The organism is Streptomyces sp. NBC_00386, from assembly GCF_036063235.1.
GTDB lineage: Bacteria > Actinomycetota > Actinomycetes > Streptomycetales > Streptomycetaceae > Streptomyces.
This window is the reverse complement of the sequence record NZ_CP107950.1, coordinates 513,090-531,994: the sequence shown is the minus strand read 5'-3', so window position 1 is coordinate 531,994 and position 18,905 is coordinate 513,090. Positions and strand designations below refer to the sequence as shown.

At 70.7% G+C, this 18,905-nt stretch carries 20 protein-coding genes; 13 read left to right on the top strand and 7 right to left on the bottom strand.

Annotation, left to right across the window (positions count from 1 at the left end):
• Positions 1–248 precede the first annotated feature (248 nt).
• Positions 249–839, bottom strand: a complete 591-nt coding sequence (locus tag OG780_RS02000) for a hypothetical protein (RefSeq protein ID WP_328443999.1) — start codon at positions 837–839, stop codon at positions 249–251.
• A gap of 53 nt (positions 840–892) precedes the next feature.
• Positions 893–2,032, bottom strand: coding sequence for an acyl-CoA dehydrogenase family protein (locus OG780_RS01995; RefSeq protein WP_328443997.1), 1,140 nt, complete (start codon positions 2,030–2,032; stop codon positions 893–895).
• Between the two features lie 349 nt (positions 2,033–2,381).
• Between OG780_RS01995 and OG780_RS01990 the strand changes: the two genes are divergently transcribed.
• Complete coding sequence (locus OG780_RS01990; protein WP_328443995.1) at positions 2,382–3,311, top strand: oxygenase MpaB family protein; 930 nt, start codon at positions 2,382–2,384, stop codon at positions 3,309–3,311.
• 61 nt (positions 3,312–3,372) lie between these two features.
• Here the strand turns inward: OG780_RS01990 and OG780_RS01985 are convergent, their stop codons facing one another.
• Both OG780_RS01985 and OG780_RS01980 read right to left on the bottom strand, forming a co-directional pair.
• Positions 3,373–5,829, bottom strand: coding sequence for an FtsX-like permease family protein (locus tag OG780_RS01985; RefSeq protein WP_328443993.1), 2,457 nt, complete (start codon positions 5,827–5,829; stop codon positions 3,373–3,375).
• Positions 5,823–6,560, bottom strand: a complete 738-nt coding sequence (locus OG780_RS01980; RefSeq protein ID WP_328443991.1) for an ABC transporter ATP-binding protein — start codon at positions 6,558–6,560, stop codon at positions 5,823–5,825. The genes OG780_RS01985 and OG780_RS01980 overlap by 7 nt, the downstream gene beginning before the upstream one ends.
• Positions 6,561–6,732: 172 nt before the next feature.
• Here OG780_RS01980 and OG780_RS01975 point away from each other — a divergent pair, with 172 nt between their 5' ends.
• Together OG780_RS01975 and OG780_RS01970 are read left to right on the top strand one after the other, a co-directional pair.
• Positions 6,733–8,031, top strand: a complete 1,299-nt coding sequence (locus OG780_RS01975; protein WP_328443989.1) for a sensor histidine kinase — start codon at positions 6,733–6,735, stop codon at positions 8,029–8,031.
• Positions 8,031–8,663 carry a response regulator transcription factor gene (locus OG780_RS01970; protein ID WP_328443987.1) on the top strand — a complete coding sequence of 211 codons (633 nt, stop codon included), beginning with the start codon at positions 8,031–8,033 and terminating at the stop codon, positions 8,661–8,663. The genes OG780_RS01975 and OG780_RS01970 overlap by 1 nt, the downstream gene beginning before the upstream one ends.
• Before the next feature lie 213 nt (positions 8,664–8,876).
• Here OG780_RS01970 and OG780_RS44515 read toward each other — a convergent pair whose 3' ends face one another.
• Positions 8,877–9,632 (bottom strand): helix-turn-helix domain-containing protein, encoded by a 756-nt coding sequence (locus OG780_RS44515; RefSeq protein ID WP_443062090.1) that lies wholly within the window; start codon positions 9,630–9,632, stop codon positions 8,877–8,879.
• 236 nt (positions 9,633–9,868) lie between these two features.
• Here OG780_RS44515 and OG780_RS01955 point away from each other — a divergent pair, with 236 nt between their 5' ends.
• Together OG780_RS01955 and OG780_RS01950 are read left to right on the top strand one after the other, a co-directional pair.
• On the top strand, positions 9,869–10,684 hold the full coding sequence (locus OG780_RS01955) for an alpha/beta fold hydrolase (protein WP_328443985.1): 816 nt from the start codon (positions 9,869–9,871) through the stop codon (positions 10,682–10,684).
• 284 nt (positions 10,685–10,968) lie between these two features.
• Positions 10,969–11,562 carry a hypothetical protein gene (locus tag OG780_RS01950; RefSeq protein WP_328443983.1) on the top strand — a complete coding sequence of 198 codons (594 nt, stop codon included), beginning with the start codon at positions 10,969–10,971 and terminating at the stop codon, positions 11,560–11,562.
• 32 nt (positions 11,563–11,594) lie between these two features.
• Here OG780_RS01950 and OG780_RS01945 read toward each other — a convergent pair whose 3' ends face one another.
• A complete protein-coding gene (locus OG780_RS01945) occupies positions 11,595–12,377 on the bottom strand; it encodes a VOC family protein (RefSeq protein ID WP_328443981.1) in 783 nt (260 codons plus the stop codon).
• Between the two features lie 493 nt (positions 12,378–12,870).
• Here OG780_RS01945 and OG780_RS01940 point away from each other — a divergent pair, with 493 nt between their 5' ends.
• The 5 genes from OG780_RS01940 (at position 12,871) to OG780_RS01920 (ending at position 16,570) form a co-directional block, all read left to right on the top strand.
• Positions 12,871–13,539, top strand: coding sequence for a DUF4097 family beta strand repeat-containing protein (locus OG780_RS01940; RefSeq protein WP_328443979.1), 669 nt, complete (start codon positions 12,871–12,873; stop codon positions 13,537–13,539).
• 26 nt (positions 13,540–13,565) lie between these two features.
• On the top strand, positions 13,566–14,552 hold the full coding sequence (locus OG780_RS01935) for an ATP-binding cassette domain-containing protein (protein WP_328443977.1): 987 nt from the start codon (positions 13,566–13,568) through the stop codon (positions 14,550–14,552).
• Positions 14,549–15,325 carry an ABC transporter permease gene (locus OG780_RS01930; protein WP_328443975.1) on the top strand — a complete coding sequence of 259 codons (777 nt, stop codon included), beginning with the start codon at positions 14,549–14,551 and terminating at the stop codon, positions 15,323–15,325. The genes OG780_RS01935 and OG780_RS01930 overlap by 4 nt, the downstream gene beginning before the upstream one ends.
• Positions 15,326–15,459: 134 nt before the next feature.
• Positions 15,460–15,975 (top strand): GNAT family N-acetyltransferase, encoded by a 516-nt coding sequence (locus OG780_RS01925; protein WP_328443973.1) that lies wholly within the window; start codon positions 15,460–15,462, stop codon positions 15,973–15,975.
• A gap of 241 nt (positions 15,976–16,216) precedes the next feature.
• Positions 16,217–16,570 (top strand): hypothetical protein, encoded by a 354-nt coding sequence (locus OG780_RS01920; RefSeq protein WP_328443971.1) that lies wholly within the window; start codon positions 16,217–16,219, stop codon positions 16,568–16,570.
• Positions 16,571–16,607: 37 nt separating this feature from the next.
• On the opposite strand, the gene OG780_RS01915 is transcribed toward OG780_RS01920, so the two are convergent.
• Positions 16,608–17,198, bottom strand: a complete 591-nt coding sequence (locus OG780_RS01915; RefSeq protein ID WP_328443969.1) for an AfsA-related hotdog domain-containing protein — start codon at positions 17,196–17,198, stop codon at positions 16,608–16,610.
• A 208-nt stretch (positions 17,199–17,406) separates the two neighbouring features.
• Between OG780_RS01915 and OG780_RS01910 the strand changes: the two genes are divergently transcribed.
• The 3 genes from OG780_RS01910 (at position 17,407) to OG780_RS01900 (ending at position 18,753) form a co-directional block, all read left to right on the top strand.
• A complete protein-coding gene (locus tag OG780_RS01910; RefSeq protein ID WP_328443967.1) occupies positions 17,407–17,622 on the top strand; it encodes a hypothetical protein in 216 nt (71 codons plus the stop codon).
• Positions 17,623–17,644: 22 nt separating this feature from the next.
• Positions 17,645–18,082: a glutaredoxin domain-containing protein gene (locus OG780_RS01905; RefSeq protein ID WP_328443965.1), complete on the top strand. Its 438-nt coding sequence runs from the start codon at positions 17,645–17,647 to the stop codon at positions 18,080–18,082.
• A 122-nt stretch (positions 18,083–18,204) separates the two neighbouring features.
• Entirely contained in the window at positions 18,205–18,753 is a 549-nt protein-coding gene (locus OG780_RS01900) for a GNAT family N-acetyltransferase (RefSeq protein ID WP_328443963.1), read from the top strand.
• The last annotated feature ends 152 nt before the right edge of the window (positions 18,754–18,905 follow it).

Sequence of the window (18,905 nt, the reverse complement as noted above, 5' to 3'; positions counted from 1 at the left end):
GCCGGACACGTTGTCGACGGTGTCGAGGTTGTCGGTGCCGGATTTGCACTCACCGGACGCACGAACTCCATCCGGGTGGGTGAGCGAGGCCGGCACGGCTCCGCGCACGGCTGTCCGGGCGCGCCGACACGATGCCGGTTCGCGTCGGAACGCGCCGGATGCTCCATCGCGGCCAGGCACCGGTCCAGGCCCTGGCCCAACCCTGGCCCTGGCCCAGGCTCTCCAAGACGAGGAACACTGCGCAGAGTTCAGGAGTAGGTCATGGGGCAGCCGCGCCGCAACGAGTGCTGGGCGGCGCGCAGAAACACGGCGACGTAGAAGGCTGCGTCCAAGTCGTCGCTCCAGGGGCCCGGCCGGGCGGCGGCCAGTCGCTCCGCCGCTCCTTCCCTGAACCACATGGTCAGGTCGAGGTTGTCGCACATGTGAGGTGTCTCGGCCGGGAGGCCGACGGCCGCCGCCAGCCTTTCGGCTATCGCCAGTACCTGGGGAGCGCCGGCGACCGCGGTCGACGCCTCCGTGTAGCCGGAGCCGAGGGGCAGCAGGATCGTCTCGTCGAGCGAGAACGGCACCAGTACGGTCCAGCCGCAGATGGTCTCCTCGTCCTCTCGGGACAGGTGAGCCCGGCACAGCGCCACGAACCCGTCCATCGAAGGACTCATCTTCTCCTCGAAGGCCTGCCCCGAACCGCGAACGAAATCCGTCTCCTCGGGCACGGACTCATAGGGCGGCAGCCCCTGTCGCCGCAGCTCGTCGTTCAGCGCCGTGGCGATCTCCCCCCACCCGTCCTCGCCCTCGGTAGACCAGTCCTCCGCGCAGACACTGACCAGATAGACACCCATGGCCGCAACGTACAGCGCGCCACTGACACTCCGGACGCCTGGCGGATTGTCCGTCAGAGCCCGTAGCTCTTGCCGATCACGTCCCGCTGGATCTCGCTCGTCCCGCCGTAGACGGTGGAGACGACCGCCGCCCGCAGATGGCGTTCCATGTCGTACTCGGTGGCGTAGCCGTAGCCGCCCATCATCTGCATGCCTTCGAGGGCGGCCCGCTTCGCGGTCTCCGTGGCCTTGAGTTTGGCCATGGACGCCTCGCGGGGGAAGAGCCGGTCCGGTTCGGCGTCGCAGTCCGCGGCCACCTCGCGGACCAGCAGCCGGGTGCACTCGATCTCCGTGGCGAGGTCGGCGATCCGGTGCCGCAGCGCCTGGAACGAGCCGACGGGCCGGCCGAACTGTTCGCGCTCACGGACGTAGGCGACAGCGTCGTCGAAGGCGCGGCGTGCCAGGCCGAGCATGTTGGCGGCGAGGAAGAGCCGCTCGTGGTTCAGTCCGGCCATCAGCTGCCGCCAGCCGTTGTCGACCTCGCCGACCACGGCGTCCGCGGGCAGCCGCACGCCGCTGAAGAAGACGTCGTTGACCTCCCGGCCGCCCATGGTCTCGATGCCCCGGATCTCCACCCCGGGCGTGCCGGCCGGAACGTGGAACATGGTCAGGCCGGCGTGCTTGGCCGCGCCGGTGCGCGCCACGAGCAGGATGCTGTCGGCCACATGGGCGTTGGAGATCCAGGTCTTCTGACCGTCGATCAGCCAGTCGCCGTCCGGTCCTCGTCGCGCCCGGCAGCTCAGGGCGCCCACGTCGGAGCCCGCCCCGGGTTCCGACATCGCGATGGCGAGGACCGCGCCCCGCACGGCGCCGGCGAGCACCTCGGCCTTCTGCCGTTCGGTGCCGAACCGCTCGTACGCCTTGGCGGTGATCACGGTGGTGATGAAACCGCCCGCGGGGACCATTCCGTAGGACGTCTCCTCCAGGAAGAGACAGGCGTCGGACAGCCCGCCGCCTGCCCCTCCGTACTCCTCCGGCAGGCACACCCCGAGCCAGCCGAAGCCGGCGAGCCTGCCGTAGACCTCGGCGTTGTGCGGATCACGGCCGTTCCCGGTCAGCGCGTCGCGCTGTTCACGCGTGCCGCACTCGCGCTTGGCGAAGTCGCGGACGGCGGCGACGAAGTCGGCCTGCTCCGGGGTGAGTCGAGTGCCCATGGGGTCCTCCGGTTCCGGGTGAGTTACCAAGAAATGCGGTGTGTCTCATGGCTTCTTGAGCGTGACCGAATCCGTGTCTCGTCGCCGTCCCGCCTGGACGCGAAGGTGCCTGTGGACCAGGGCGCACGGGACGGATATGACGGCGCCGCGTTTCCCGTGCGGACGACCCGCCCCCTGGGTATGGGTCCGGTATGGACGCAGCTGTCACTCATGAGAAGTCCCTTTCGCAGGGCTGGGGGCGATGGCTGCGAGCTTTCGGGAGTCGCCGATGAGTCGAAGATACAAAAACTATTGACTTGTTTCACGGGGCACGTCAATACTCCGGACACAACGGAGAAACGGAAGCGTCATGGCTCCTCTGCCGCACCTGCCCACCCAGCCGAACCCCGCACAGTCCAAGGGAGTTGAGACGTCCTCCGCAGTGAGGGCACCGCGTCGGGGCGGAACGGCCTGGCGGTACTTCGGGGACGCCCGCTCCACCCTCATGGCGCCCCAGCTGCTCCTGCTCCAGGTCGCGCACCCCGTCGTCGGCGCCGGTGTCGAGGACCACAGCAACTTCCGCGCCGAGCCCTGGCCCCGGCTGATGCGCACCCTGTTCTCGCTGAGCACCGTGATCTACGGAGGGCAGCGCGCAGCCACCGAAGAGGCGCGGCGCCTGATCCGGGTGCACGCCGGAATGAAGGGGACCGACTCCGCGGGCCGCCGCTATCGCGCACTCGATCCGGAGGCCTATCACTGGGTGCACGCGACCCTCGTCAAAGGGCCCGTCGACGCGCAGAACGTGTTCGGCAAGGGCATGACCGCACAGGAGACGGAGGAGTACTACCGCGAGATGCGGGACGTCGGACGGGTCTGGGGCCTCAAGGACCACCAACTGCCCCCGGACTGGGCGGCGTTCAGTGCCTACTACGACGACATGGTCGACAACCGACTGGAGTACAACCAGTCCGTTCGGGACGTCGTCGACGAACTCACGCACCCCGCCAAGCCGTTCCGCCTGCTCCCGGACCCGCTCTGGCGGCCGTTCGCCCGGATCGCCGCCCATTACGCGCTGCTGGTCACCGTCGGTACCATGCCACCCCGCCTGCGCGACCGGCTCCACCTCGGCTGGAGCCCGCGGCAGCAACGCGCACTGCGGCGCTTCGCCCGCGCCGTGAGGTTCGTGATGCTGCTCGTCCCGCCCCCGCTGCGCATCAGCGGCACGCTCGCCATCGCCTACTGGGCCACCCACCGACCGGGCACCGATCCCGCCGCGCGGCGCCCGCTGGGGGCGAGGTGACATGGGGTCCACCACCGGGCCCGTCCGGCTCGTCCCCGGGCAGGCCGACGCCGGTCGGAGGTCACTCGCGTACGCCCGCGAGCTCCACCGCCGGGCGGCGCAGGGAGAGGACGGCCGGAGCGACCGCCGAGATCACGGCGAGCACCGCGCAGGCCCCCAGAGCCGCTGCGAGCGCCGCCCACGGGATCTCGATGGGCGCCTGTACGGAGAGCAGGCCCAGCGCACTCCACATGCTCACCAGGTTGATCCCGGCGACCAGAGCTCCCAGTAGTCCGCCGACCGCGACCACCATCAGCGCCTCGGCACCCACCAGCCGCAGCACCTGCCACCTGGTAGCGCCGGCCAGCCGCAGCACAGCCAGCTCGCGGACCCGGTCGGAGGTCGCCATGACCATCGTGTTGGCCAGCGAGATGCCGGTGTAGAGGAGAGCGATTCCGAGGACCAGGAAGAGGCCCATCCGGGTCGTCCGGTTGGTCTTCGGGTACGTCGCCCGCACCCAGGTGTCCCTGGTGAGGACCTGCCCGCCCGACGCCCGCAGTGCCTGACGCAGACCGGTGGCCACGGCGGCCGGGTCGACGCCGTCCGCGAGGCGTACGTCGACCCGGTCGACGGGCGCGGCGGGGGCGTTGCGCGGGGTGACGTAGACGCCGTTGTCGCCGGTGCCGATGGTCATGACCGCGGCGATCTTCAGGGACCTTCTCGTGCCGTCTCCGAGCCACACGTCCACCCGCCGGCCCACGGTGTGCTTCTCCCACTCCTCGTTGACGATGATCGAGCCGTCGTCCAGGTCGCTCACCTTCCCCGCCGCGAGCGGGAGACGCGCCGTCGCCGCGAGCGGTCCCGGCTCGACGGCCCTGGCGTCGGACCTGGTGAGCGCCACGCCGTCCTCCAGGACGTACACGGCGCTCGACGAGCTCGCCGAGACCTCGGCACCGGACACGGCCCGAAGCCGTCTCAGCGTCGTCTCGTCGAAACCGGCGGCGCCCGCCGGAGTGACGACGAAGTCGGCGGCCGTCAGCTCGCGCACCTCGGTGGCCTTCGCCTCGTCGAGGGTCGCGGTGGCGCCCAGCAGCGAGCCCGCCAGCGCGACCGTTACCAGCACGGGCGCCGCGACGGCGGCGGTGCGGCGCACCCCCGCGGCGGCGTTCTCCCGCACCAGCATCCCGCCGGCGCCCGGCAGTTGGGCCGGTAGCCAGCCGATCAGCCTGGTCAGTGGCCGCACCAGCACCGGCGCGAGCAGCGCGACCGCGGTGATCAGCAGCATGGGCCGGCTGACGTAGGTCTTGCGCCGCAGCAGGTCGCCCGGGTCCGTCACCAGGGCCAGGGCCAGCGTCACCGCGGCGGTGATCAGCAGGGCCGCGCCGAACAGCCGGCGGCCCGGTGTCATCGCCCGGGTGTCCACGGACGCCTCGCGCAATGCCTCGGTGGGACCGGTGCGACCGGCCTGCCAGGCTGCTGCCAGCACGCCGCACAGGGCCACGAACAGGCCCGTGCAGAACGCCATGTGGTAGGGCCAGGTGTAGTCGCCGAGGATGAACCAGCGGGGCGCGAGACTCTCGTCGACCACCCACTCGGCGAGCCTCGGAGCCCCGTAGGAACCGAGCACACAGCCGGCGGCCGAGGCGAGCACACCCACCACGAGCGCCTCGGAGACGACCATGCGGCGGATCTGCCCCGGGGTCGCCCCGGCGGTGCGCAGCAGTCCGAACTCGCGGCGCCGCTGGGCCACCGCGAACGCGAAGGTCGAGGCCACCACGAACACCGACACGAACGCGGTGACGCCGCCGGCCGTGCCGAACATGGCGTTCATCGCGGTGAGTGCCTCACTGTCCCGGTCGGGGTCGGCGTCGGCGTACCGGCGTGCGTCCCCGGTCAGGACCTGGACGCCCTCGGTGCCGCGCAGGGCCTCGCGCACGGCCGCCGCGTCGGCGTCGACCACGAGCTGGAGGCTGCGCGGCGACAGTTCGGCGGCCCGGGCGTCGGTGGCGAACACGGCGTTCTCGAAGCCCGGCCCGGCCACGGTGCCGACGACGCGCACGGTGCCGCCGTCGGTCCGCACCCGGGTGCCCGGACGGGCCCAGTCGCCGCTGATGACGACCTCGTCGGCGGCCTCGGGCGCGCGTCCCGCGTCGAGTGTGTACGGCGCGAAGGCCGCGGTGGACCAGGGGTGGCCCACCAGATCGGCGGGCCCGCCCTCGGCCCGCACGGCGAACGAACGGTCCTCGACGACGGCCCCGAGGCGCCGCAGCTTCGCGACCGCGTCGTCGGGCACGGGACGCGGCTGTGCGAGCTTCTGGGCGCGGTCGCCGATCGAGGCGGGCACCTCGAGGGTGTCCTGGCCCTTGACCACCACCGGGGCGGCGGCGAACCGCTCCGGCCGTCGGTCAGGTGCGTCCAGAGAGGACGCCAGGGCCAGCCCCATCACGGCGATCAGCGCCACGCCCAGGGAGAGGGCGACGAAACTGCCGACGAAGGTGACCCAGCGGGTGCGCAGGGTACGCAGCGTGGTGCTCAGCACGGCGCCACCTCGAGTTTGGTCATGCGCGCCGCGATGTCCTCGGCGGAGGCGCCGACCAGCTCGCCGTTGACATGGCCGTCGACAAGGAAGACGACGCGGTCGGCGTAGGAGGCGGCGACGGGGTCGTGGGTGACCATGATGACGGTCTGGCCGTCCCGGTCGACCAGGCCGCGCAACAGGGTCAGCACCTCGCGGCCGGTCTGCGAGTCCAGCGCGCCGGTCGGCTCGTCGCCGAACAGCGCTTCGGGCCGGGTGATCAGGGCGCGGGCCAGGGCGACCCGCTGCTGCTGCCCCCCGGACATCTCCGTGGGCCGGTGCCGCGCCCGGTCGCCGAGTCCGACCTGCTGAAGCGCCTCGCGCACCTGTGCCTTCCCCGGACGGCGGCCGGCCAGTCTCAGCGGCAGGGCCACGTTCTGCTCGGCGGTCAGCGAGGGCAGCAGGTTGAACGCCTGGAACACAAAGCCGATGCGCTCGCGGCGCAGCAGGGTCAGCTTGGTCTCGCTCAGGCCGGTCAGCTCCGTGTCGCCCATGGTGACCGAGCCCGACGTGGGCCGGTCCAGGCCCGCGGCGCACTGCAGCAGGGTCGACTTGCCGGACCCGGACGGGCCCATCACGGCGGTGAACGTCCCTCTCGGGAAGGCGAGCGACACCTCGGCGAGGGCGGTGACGGACGTGCCGCCCGAGCTGTACCTCTTGGTCACGGAGCGCAACCGGATCGCGTCATTGGTCATGTGTCCCCCCACCAGCACCTGCTGCTCGGCATCGTCGATGCCCCTACGAAACCCCGGAAGCCCCTCGTGACGCAGTAAGGCCAGAACGAGACCTGGGGTAGGGCCAGGCCTACCCCCGATACGGACACTGGGCCGATGGAACCGGCCGATGAGACCACTTACGGTCATGCACATGCACCCTCGAAATGTGTGGCAGGCCATGTCCCGGCCGGGCTTCCTGCTGTCGGCCTGGCCCTGGCGCTCCGCCGCGTACCTGCTCACCGGCGTGATGACCGGCGCCGGTGCCCTGGTGGGGATCGTGACCGTGGCCACGGTCTGCGGTGCGCTCGCCATCGTCCTGGTGGGGCTGCCGTTGCTCGTCCTGGCCGCCCTCGGCGGGATCCCGGTGGCCGAGGTGGAGCGGCGCAGGCTGCGCCTGATCGACCGCGACCCGGCGCCCGGCCGGCACCTGGTGCCGGCCGGGCCGGGACCGTGGGTCTGGCTGACCACCCGGCTGCGCGAACAGGCGACCTGGCGGGAGCTCGGATACGCCCTGCTGTTCGCCGTGCTGCTGTGGCCGGTCGATGCCCTGGTGATCACGGTCGCCCTGATCTTCCCGCTGTCCATGGTCGCCACCCCGCTGCTGATGGCCACGGCCGGCGACGGGCACGAGGCGAAGGTGCTCAAGCAGTGGACGGTCACCACCTGGCCGACCGCGTTCGGTGTCGCCGTGCTGGGCCTGCTCCTGATGACCCTGTGCGCGTACGTGCTCGGGGTCACGGCGGGCGCCCGTGCCGAGCTGGCCCGGCTGCTGATCGTTTCCGGTGAGGGCGAGTTCGGCGCCAAGGTCGTCGAACTGGCCCGCTCCCGTGTCCGGTTGGTCGAGGCATTCGAGGCCGAGCGGCGCCGTATCGAGCGCGATCTGCACGACGGCGCCCAAGAGCGCCTTGTGGCCCTGACGATGACCCTCGGGCTGGCCCGCCTCGATGCCCCGCCCGGCCCGCTCGCCGACCAGCTCGCCAAGGCCCACGAGGAGGCGGGCAAGGCGCTCGCGGAGCTGCGCGAGCTCATCCACGGCATCCACCCCAAGGTCCTCACGGACTACGGCCTTCACGCTGCGGTCGCCGACGCCGCCGATCGCTGCGTGGTCCCCGTCGACGTCGACCTCCAACTGCCGGGCCGACCGGCCCGGGCGGTCGAATCCGCGGCCTATTTCGTGGTCTGCGAGGCGCTGGCCAACGTCGCCAGACACAGCGGGGCCGACCGCGCGCAGGTGAGCGGCGGTCATCGCGACGGACGCCTGTTCCTTGAGGTACGCGACGACGGCTGCGGCGGTGCGGACACCTCGGCAGGCAGCGGCCTCACCGGTCTCGCGGACCGGGTGTCAGTCCTGGATGGCAGACTTGCCCTCACCAGTCCGCCGGGTGGACCGACTCTGTTGCGTGTGGAGTTTCCTTGCCAGTTGACCAAGTCGGCCGATCACTTCGCGTAGTGCTGGCCGAAGACAGCGTGCTGCTGCGGGAAGGGCTCATCGGCCTGCTCAGCCGCTGCGGTCACACGGTGGTGTCAGCCGTCGGGGACGCGCAGGCGCTGGTCGCCGCGGTCGAGGAGCATGCCCCCGACATCGTGGTGACGGACGTACGCATGCCGCCCGGTTTCCAGGACGAGGGGCTGCACGCGGCAGTGCGGCTGCGCGCGAAGCGCCCCACACTGCCGGTCCTGGTCCTCAGCCAGTACGTGCAACGGACGTACGCCGCGGAACTCCTGGACTCCGGAGACGGATCGGGCGTCGGCTATCTGCTCAAGGACCGTGTCGGCCAGGTCGAGGAATTCGTGGAAGCGCTGCGCAAGGTGGCGGACGGCGGGACGGTGATCGACCCCGAGGTGGTGCGCCAGTTGCTGCGCCGCCGGCGCGATCCGCTGGAGCAGCTCACCCCGCGCGAACGCGAGGTGCTGGCACTGGTCGCCGAAGGCAAGTCCAATGGCGCGATCGCCAAGGAGCTGGTGGTTTCCGAAGCAGCGATCGGCAAGCACATCGGCAGCATCCTCACCAAGTTGGACCTGCCTCCGACGGACAAGACCCACCGCAGGGTCCTGGCCGTCCTCACTTACCTGCGGGCCTGACCCCGACCGGGTGCACCGTACGGCGTTCATCGCTGCTGCCTGCCACGGCCACCAGGAACTCGCTGACACGGCGGGGTCTGGTCGGCAACCGCTCGATGCCGCACCACCTGACCGCGACTCGCGCAAACGGTCCTTCGGGTGAGCAGGATCGATCGCGGCGGCCGGCCTCGCACCGATCCCGGACTCGTGGCTGTGGCGGACGGAGGCGGTCGCCTATCCGTGGTCCGGATCCGGCTGGTCGGGGTCGTCCTGGGCTGTTCTGGGGCTGGTGTGGAGGACTTCGCGGGCCTGTTCGGCGGCCCGGGTGATGCTTTCGCTGATGAAGTCGAGGAAGCGGGCGACGTTCTCCAGGCGGGCGGCGGCGGGGGTGTCGCGGCCGAGGACGGCGACGCCCTGGCGGGCGGTCTTGACGAGTTCGTCGTTGGCCCGGGCGCTGGCGATCGTCGCCTGGTAGAAGAGCTCGCCGTCGACGACGTAGCGGTCGCGGCGGCCCTCGTCGCGTTCCCGGCGGACCAGGCTCTGGCTCTCCAGGAACGTGATGGCCTTGGAGATGGACGCCGGGCTGACCTGGAGGCGCTGGGTGAGCTGGGACGCGGTGAGGCTGCCCGTGTCCGCAGTGAACAGACAGGTCAGCACCCGGGCCGGGATCTTGGGCAGACCGGAGCCCATGAGGACGGTGGTGAACGTCTCCTCGTACTCGGCCACGGCCTCGGCATCACGTCCGTGCGGCTGGGGAACCGACTCCGGCCCGCGGGAGGTGGCGGTCCTGCGCCGGTGGGCGCGGCGTTCGGTGGCGCGGTGGGCCAGATTGGCGCGGTAGGCGGTGGGACCGCCGTTGCGCATGACCTCACGTGTGACCGTCGAGGTGGGACGGCCCAGGCTCCGGGCGATCTCGGCGTAGGGGAGGCTGTCGGCCAGCCCCAGCGCGATCTGCTGGCGTTCCTGCTGGGTGAGTCTGCCTCCCGGCATCGCGGTCTCCTCGGTGATTCCTCGCGGCGGTCCCTGCGCCCCTCACTATAGCGTTCACGGCTCACCCATTGCAATGATCAAAGCGGGTGACGTTGCGTTCTCTTCAGGGTTGTTGCAACAGTTTCCAACTCGCTAGCTGCGTAAATGCCGAATCTATGCAACGAACATGTTGCCTGGTACGGGAAGGCAACGTAGCGTTTCCAATGTCAGAAACAATTGGTGAGCAAGGGAGACCCGTGAAGAAGAACAGCACCCCCTCGACCGGCTCGACATGGACCGGCATGGTCCCCGTCGACGACACGGCCCTGGCCGTCACCGACACCGGCGGTCCCGGCGTCCCCGTCGTCTACCTCAACGGTCAGTTCGCCACCCAGGGCTACTGGCGGCGGGTGATCGCCGAGCTGGGGCCCGGATGGCGCCACATCACCTATGACGAACGGGCCCGCGGCAAGTCGAAGCGCTCGGCGGACTACTCCTTCGAGGCGGCCGTCCGGGACGTCGACGCGGTCCTCGCGGCCCGGGGCGTGGACCGCGCGCTGGTGGCGGGCTGGTCCTACGGGGCGTTCGTCGGAGCTCACTGGGCCCACCGCAACCCCTCACGCGCCGTGGGCGCGGTCCTGGTCGAGGGGGCGCAACCCTACGACTGGCTGGACGAGGCCATGGAGCGGCGGATCCGGAAACTGTTCCGGCGGATGGGCTGGTTCCTGCCGCTGCTGCGCCCGACGGGCCTGACCCCGCGGATGGACGCCCGGCAGATGGCGGAGACCAACATCGAGCTCGGCCGGCTCGCCCGCGAGCGCGAACTGGCCCCCGTGCTGGACGGCATCACCGTTCCGGTGCGCTACGTGGTCGCCTCGGGCGCGTCCCTGGGGAGCAAGGGTGATGAGCAGGAACGGATCCGCGCCGCCCTCGACGCGGTGACCGTCCGCAACCCGCACATCCGGATCGGCGCGAAGGTCGCCAGCAATCACGACGCGATCCTGAAGAAGGACTTCATGGCCATCGCCGAGGCCGTGCGCGAGGTCGCCGCCCTCGACGGCGGCGGGAGCTGAAGCCGCGGCGAGCGGGACGGGTTCCGTCCCGTTCGCCGCGCGCCCGTCCGCTGTAGCGTTCACCCTGTTTCATTGCAACAAGTTGGGTGAGGTTTGTTGCGTTAGGGTCATAGCCATTGCAACAATTTCATGCCTTTCACCTGCGAATTCAAGGGACCTTCGCAATAAATGAGTTGCAGCGTTCATGAACGCAACGTAGCGTTTCCAATGTAGGAAACGATGGTGAGAAACGACGGCGAGGCGGAGCCTCGCGGGTCGGGCGGACGGACAAAGGGGTGGGGACCATGGAAACAGCACAGAGCCAACGGCAGGCCGCCGCTCCCGGCGCCTTCACCGCCTTCGCCCGCTTCGTGCTCTGCGGCGGGGGAGTGGGGCTCGCCTCCAGCTTCGCCGTGGCGGCCCTCGCCGCCTGGATTCCCTGGGGCCTGGCCAACGCCCTGATCACCGCGGCCTCCACTCTTCTGGCCACCGAACTGCACGCCCGCTTCACCTTCGGTGCGGGCGGGCACGCGACCTGGCGCCAGCATGTGCAGTCGGCCGGGTCCGCCGTGGCCACCTATGCGGTGACCTGCGCGGCGATGCTCGTCCTGCACCAACTGGTGGCGGCGCCCGGCGCGGTGCTCGAGCAGGCCGTCTACCTGTCCGCCTCCGCGCTCGCCGGTGTCGCACGGTTCGTGGCGCTGCGTCTGGTCGTCTTCGCGCGCGGCCACGCACAGGATGCGGCCTCCGTCCGGCGCGACTCCGCGTCGGACGCGGCTTCCGTCCACCGCGACCTCGCGCAGGACGCGGCCACCGTCCGCGCCACCCGCCCCGTACCCGCGACCGCGGCCCGCGTCACGGCACCGGCGGGTCAGGCGGCGCTCTGTCGCGCCGCCTGACCGCTTCGCCGTGCGGGCTGCCGGCCGGAGTGTCACATCCGCGGGTCGGGCTTCAGCAGGGCGAACGCCGCGCCGAACGGGTCCGCGAGCCAGGCGATGCGGCCGACGTCCGGGACGTCCGCCGCAGGCATCAGGACGGACCCGCCGTTCGCCGTGGCCGCCGCGGCCGTGGCGTCGGCGTCCTCCGCGTGGAAGTAGGGCACCCAGCGGGGCCGTTCGCCTTCGCCGCCGCCCAGCGGCGCGACCCCGCCGAAGGAGGCGTCCTGCTGGTCGCCGTCCTTGGTGCTCAGTACCCGGTACGTCATGCCGGGCACCTGCATCTCCTGGCTGCGCCAGCCGAACAGGCCCTCGTAGAAGGCGATGGCGGCGAGCGCGTCGGGGACGTGCAGCTCTGCCCAGAGCAACGTGTTCGGGGCGGAGGCGACCTCCAGTCCGGCGGTCTTGCCGGGCTGCCAGAGCGCGAACTCGGCGCCCTGCGGGTCGGTGGCCTGTGCCAGATGGCCCTCGCCCATGACGTCCATGGGCTCCATCCGGACGGTGCCGCCGCCGGCCGTGATCGCGGTGACGGTGGCCTGGATGTCATCGGCCTTGAAGTGGATCATCCAGGCGGACTTCGCGCCCTCCTGGGTGAGCGGCCCGAGCGCGGCGACCGTCTTCCCGCCGGTCTGGAAGAACCCGTACCCGCCCGCTTCCGGTCCTGCGGAGACGAACTGCCAGCCGAAGACGGCGCCGTAGAACGCGGCGGCCGCCTCGGTGTCGGGGCTGCCGAGGTCGAGCCAGTTGGGCGATCCGATGCTGAAGTCTGTGCCGAGCATGAGGAGTCCTCCGGGGGCGTCGGTCGAACGGGCGGGGGCAACGATGCCGACCCGGTCCGCGGAGGGCCACCCGTAACCACCGGCGGCCCCCCGGGCTTCACTCGTACGGAGCAACCCACGGCCCGCTCCGGTGCCGAAAGCGCGACCGGCGCCCGATGGTCCTTCCGGGCCTCGACGGCCGGGACGAGCGACGCGCCCGCCGGTCGCGGCCGGTGGCCCTACCGCGCGGCCGGGTGCCAGAACTGATCTATGGGCCCGGATCGTGCCGACACTCCGTTGGTCATAGCGTTCACCTTCATTCATTGCAACGTATCCTGTGGAAGGGTGTTGCGTTAAGTTTGCGATCGTTGCAACAAATTTTGGGTATCTACCTGCGAATATCAGTATCTGGCGCAACAGGCGTGTTGCCGTATCCGTGAATGCAACGTAGCGTTTCTGTCATCGGAAAACAGCGGGCCGACAAGGGCGCGCGACGCCGGAGAAGGAGAGCATCATGCAGAAGTTCGACACCCCCGCCCCCGTCTCCGCGATCATCGACATTCCCGCCGGACGCATCCAGTTCATCGCCGCCGACCGCGCCGACACCACTGTCGAGGTCCTGCCCGCCAACCGTGCCAAGAACCGCGACGTGAAGGCGGCCGGACAGGTCCGGATCGACTACGCCGACGGTGTCCTGCGCGTCGAGACCCCGGAGGCGAAGAACCGGCTGCTCGGCCCGTCCGGGTCCGTCGAAGTGACCGTGCGGCTTCCGGCCGGCTCCCGTGTCGAGGCGAAGGCGGCCGCCGCCGAGTTCCGCGGCGTGGGACGGCTCGGCGAGGTCACCTTCGAGGGCGGCCACCGCTCGGTCAAGCTCGACGAGGCCGACAGCGTCCGCCTGACCGGCCTCGACGCCGACATCACCGTCGGCCGCCTGAACGGCCCCGCCGAGATCAGCACCCAGAAGGGCGACCTGAACGTCGTCGAGGCCGCCCGCGGAACACTCACGCTGAGCACGCAGATGGGGAACATCACCGTCGGCGCCGCCCCCGGGGTCTCCGCGGCCCTGGACGCCGGCACCACCTTCGGCCGGGTCAGCAACACGCTCAAGAACGCCGACGCGACTCCCGGCCTGACCATCCACGCGACCACCGCCCACGGCGACATCACCGCCCGCAGCCTGTGACCGCCGCCTCGACGAAGGAGCACTCCATGACCGACCCGGCCATCGCCGCACAGGGGCTGCGCAAGTCCTACGGCGACAAGACCGTTCTCGACGGCATCGATCTGACCGTCCCGCAAGGAACGGTCTTCTCCCTGCTCGGCCCGAACGGCGCCGGCAAGACCACCGCCGTCAAGATCCTCTCCACGCTGATCTCCCCCGACCCCGGCTCCGGCCCGATCCACGTCGGCGGCCACGACCTCGCCACCCAGGCACAGGCGGCACGTGCCGCGATCGGGGTCACCGGCCAGTTCTCCGCCGTCGACGGCCTGATCACCGGCGAGGAGAACATGCTCCTCATGGCGGACCTGCACCACCTGTCCAAGTCCGAGGGCCGGCGCGTCAGTGCCGAACTCCTGGAGCGCTTCGACCTCATCGAGGCCGCGAGGAAGCCCGCCTCCACCTACTCCGGCGGCATGAAGCGCCGCCTGGACATCGCCATGACCCTGGTCGGCAGCCCCCGCATCATCTTCCTCGACGAACCGACCACCGGCCTGGACCCCCGCTCCCGCCACACCATGTGGGGCATCATCCGCGAACTCGTCGCCGACGGCGTCACCGTCTTCCTCACCACCCAGTACCTGGAGGAGGCCGACGAACTCGCCGACCGCATCGCCGTGCTGAACAACGGAAAGATCGCAGCCGAAGGCACCGCGGAGGAGCTCAAGCGGCTGATCCCGGGCGGACACGTCCGGCTGCGCTTCACCGACCCGGCCGCCTACCGGTCCGCCGCCGCCGCGCTGGGAGACGTATCCCCTGACGACGAGGCCCTGGCCCTGCACCTGCCCAGCGACGGCAGCCAGCGTGAACTGCGCGCCGTCCTCGACCGCCTGGACGCGGCCGGCGTCGAGGCCGACGAACTGACCGTGCACACCCCCGACCTCGACGACGTCTTCTTCGCCCTGACCGGCGGCACCGTACCGAGCCAGCCGAACAAGTCGAACCAGCCCGACCAGCCTGAGGAGGCTGTCCGATGAGTTCCTTCTCCCTCGCCGTGCGCGACTCGTCCACGATGCTGCGCCGCAACCTCCTGCACGCCCGCCGCTACCCCTCGCTCACCCTGAACCTGCTGCTCACCCCCGTGATGCTCCTGCTGCTGTTCGTCTACATCTTCGGCGACACCATGAGCGGCGGCGCGGGCCGCTCCGCCTACATCGCCTACATCGTCCCCGGCATCCTGCTGATGACCATCGGCTCCACCGTCGTCGGCACCGCCGTCTCCGTCTCCACCGACATGAACGAGGGCATCATCGCCCGCTTCCGCACCATGGCCATCCACAGAGGCTCCATCCTGTTCGGACATGTTGTCGGCAGCGTGCTGCAGGCGGTCGTCAGCGTCGTTCTGGTCGGTGCCGTCGGCGTCGCCATGGGCTTCCGTTCCACGGATGCCACCGTCGTGGAATGGCTGGCGGCCTTCGGACTGCTCGCCCTGTTCGCCCTGGCCTTCACCTGGATCGCGGTCGGCATGGGCATGGGCAGTCCCAACGCCGAAGCCGCCAGCAACAACGCCATGCCGCTGATCCTGCTGCCCCTCATCTCCAGCGCCTTCGTCCCGCTGCACTCCATGCCCGGCTGGTTCCAGCCGATCGCCCAGTACCAGCCCTTCACCCCCGCCATCGAGACCCTGCGCGGTCTCCTCCTGGGCACCGAGATCGGCAACAACGGGTGGATCGCCCTGGCCTGGTGCGTGGGCCTGAGCCTCCTGGGCTACCGCTGGTCGAAGGCCCAGTTCGACCGCGACCCCGCATAGCCGGCATGCCACCGCGGCCCTGTCCCGCACACCCGTCCCACCCCAGGGCGGCGCGCCCCGGCACCCCGCCGGAGTGCGCCGCCCTGCCGGTTATCCCTTTGCGCCCGCGCCCCCACGACACCCACACTGTGCCGGTGCTGATCCGACGCGAAGCGCCCACCGACATCCCCGCCGTACGCGCCCTCACCTCGGCCGCGTTCGCCAAGCAGGGGACGACGACCCCCGTCGAGACCACCCTGCTGGACGAACTGCGTGACTGTGACGGCTGGTTGCCGCGACTGTCGCTAGTGGCGGTGAACGAGCGGGACGAGGCCGTCGGGCATGTGGTCTGCACCCGCGCACACGTCGGCACCGCCCCGGTCCTGGCACTCGGTCCGCTCAGCGTGCACCCCGACCACCAGCGCCGAGGCGTCGGTCTCGCACTCGTCCACACCGTGCTCGGCGCGGCGGACGCGCTCGGGGAACCACTCGTCGCGCTGCTCGGCAGTCCCGCCTACTACAGCCGCTACGGCTTCAGGATCAGCACGCGGTACGGCATCACGCCACCGGACCCCGGCTACGGCGAGCACTTCCAGGTACGCCCTCTCTCGGCGTACGAGCCGGCCCTGCGCGGCGCCTTCACCTACGCCGCTCCCTTCAACGATCTCTGACCCGCCCGCGGGCGCAGCGCGCCCGGGGTCCTGGGTCAGGGCGCCGGCGACACGCCCGCCGGCCGCACCGACTCGGTCAGGACCCCGACCCGCCTGGTCCTGCGGGAAAGCCTGAGCGGCGAGGCAGGGCACTCCGCCGGACAGACCGCCGTCGAGAACCGCGGCAGCATGACACCTGTCATACGAAAGGGCGGACACCGGGCACTGGGGGAACGCCACGCCCCGGTCCTACCTTCTTTCCATGACGAAAACGGGTGGGACCGACCAGCGGAAGACCGACGTCAAGGTGAGCCTGATCGGCGGTCACCGACTTGAGGGCGAGACGCTGCACGAGCGCACGCTCACCGTGTCGCTCGTCGGAGGGGCCGACGTCGACCTCACCGGCATCGAGATTCCCGACGGCGCCGAACTGCGCATCACCAAACTCAGCCTGATCGGCGGCGTCAGCCTCAGGGTCCGCCCCGACGTCGTGGTGAAGGTGCACGGCATCCGCCTCGGCGGGGTCAAGGACGACGGCCCGAGCGAACCGGGCGGCCCGACGGTCCGCGTCGACGCCTGGGGCCTGCTCGGCGGAGTCACCGTCACCCGCGGGTGAGGCCGCCCCCACGCTCAGGCGCCCTGCCGCACCGGGGTCAGTCGCACAGGGCCGCCACCACCAGGCTGTCGAAGACCAGGGTGCCGTCCTGGGAGGCGGTCACCCGGATCGCCGTGTCCTCGGCCGCGTCCTGCTGAGGCAGTGGAGTCGCGGCGATGTGACACGCGAGGTCCAGTTCCACGGGGCGGTGGAAGGCGCTGCGCACCTCGATGGGCAGAACACGGTACGGGGCGCACACGGCCTGGGCGGCCTGGCGGGCGGCCTCAAGCAGCAGCATGGCGGGGACGTGGTCGACGGGATGGTCGAAGAGTGCCGGGTGGCTGGGGTCGACCCGCAACTGCCAGGTGTGACCGCCCCGGCCGGAGCGCGCGGCCGGGACGCCGAGCACCACGTCCCGTACGTCGAGGCGCCCCACGACGGGCGGCGGCAGAGCCTCGGGCAGCGGCGGCAGACCCGTCGGCGGACCGAGGCGGTCCCCGCGCAGCCCGGCGTACGCGGCGGGCGACAGGACGTCGAGGCTGATGCGGCCGGCACCGACGAACGCGTCGTCGTCGCGCAGCAGTTCGGCCTCCATGGTCATGACGGTCGTGGCACCCGCCCCCGCTTCACGTTCGGTCTCGGTTCCCACAGCGTGGACCGGTCCGCCATGACCTGCCCGGCTTCGCGGACCGACGGCGAACCCGGCAGCCTTACGGCGCAGATGGGCGCGCTCCTCGCGCGGCAGCCCACCGGCCCGTACGCGTACCGGCAGATGACGACTCGGGGGTTATGCGCATACGACGCAGGGCGCCCTGGACTTTCTCAAGGACAAGCGGCTGGTCGCCGCCAAGGACACGGTGACCGCGGTCTCCGGAAGGACCGAGAACGGTGACGTCTACCTCCTGGCCCTGCGCATCAACGGTGTCTGCCACCACCTGCGAACGGACTCCTCGTCCGCCGCGTCAGGCTTGATACCCCTGTGGGCCGCTCCGGCCGATCGGCAGAAGGCGTGTGACGTGAGCGAGCCCGTGGCAGCCACCTTGTACGGGATCGACCCGGCGAAGGCGGGGTGACAACGTCGATAGTCTCGTCACCATGATGCGTGTCTGGATCCTGCCGACGCTGCTGGTGCTCTGCGGCTCGGTCGTCGCGACCGGGCTGATCCTCAAGGGGAACCCCGGTACAGCCGCAGCACTCCTGCCGGCGTTCCTGGCGCTCGCGGCCGTGAACTCGCCCCTGATCTTCCCGACGTCGATCGGTGCGCGGGAGGCACAACGCCGCAGCGTGGTCGACGGCCGACCGGTCGTCTTCTGGCGTCCGGGCTGCACGTACTGCATACGACTGCGCATCCGACTGGGCCGCAGGGCCCGCCGGCTGCACTGGGTGAACATCTGGCAGGACCCGGCGGGCGCCGCGGCGGTCCGGGCGGCCAACGACGGCAACGAGACCGTGCCGACCGTCGTCGTGGCGGGCCGGCCACACACCAACCCCGATCCCCGATGGGTGCGCGAACAGCTCTCTCCTTCCGCGTGATTCAGACGCTCGAGATGTCAGCTTGTAGGGCCCAACCCCGTTGGTGAGGGCGGAGCCCGGGCCGGTGGCTTGATCGGTCGGCGCGTCTTGACCGCTGTCGAGCCTGCTGGAGGTTGGCCGGCATGACTGAGCTCGGATCCATGTCCCGGCCACCTGCCCCGATCAGGACCGAGAGGCTCGTGCTCCGCGCGTCCGAGTCCCGGGACCGTGCGGCGTTCATCGAGTTGAACGCCTCGCCAGAGGTGGGCACCTACATCGGTGGCCCTCGACCGCGTGATGAGCTGGAGCGCGCGTTGCCTGAGGTGCCCGGGCGGCACCCCGGCTTTTTCGTGGTTGAGCTCGACGGAGCGATGATCGGCACCATCGAGTTCAACCGGCGCGACGCGGAGCATCGGAGTCAGGTCCGTCCGAATGCCGGGGAGGCCGATCTCGGTTACCTCTTCTTGCCGGAGGCCTGGGGATGCGGGTACGCCGCCGAGGCGTGCGTGGCGGCGCTCGGCCGGTTCGCCGACGCGCTTCCCGGAGGGCCGGTGGTGCTCTGCACCCGGACTGCCAACGACCGCTCTATGCGCCTCGCGGCGAAGCTGGGGTTCGCCGAGGTGCAACGGTTTGAGGAGTGGGGCGCCGAGCAGTGGTTCGGCGTGTGGTCCTCGGTCACGCCGTCCGATTGAGCTCGTGCTCGACAGCGCGGATGCGCAACTCGACAGCATTGCCCGGACGGAGCCCCGTGGATCCGCTCTCCCCACGGCACAGTGACCAATGTGGCGACTTGGACTGCTCTCCGGTGGCGGATCCGGGAAGCCGGTGAAGGCCGGTAAGGCCG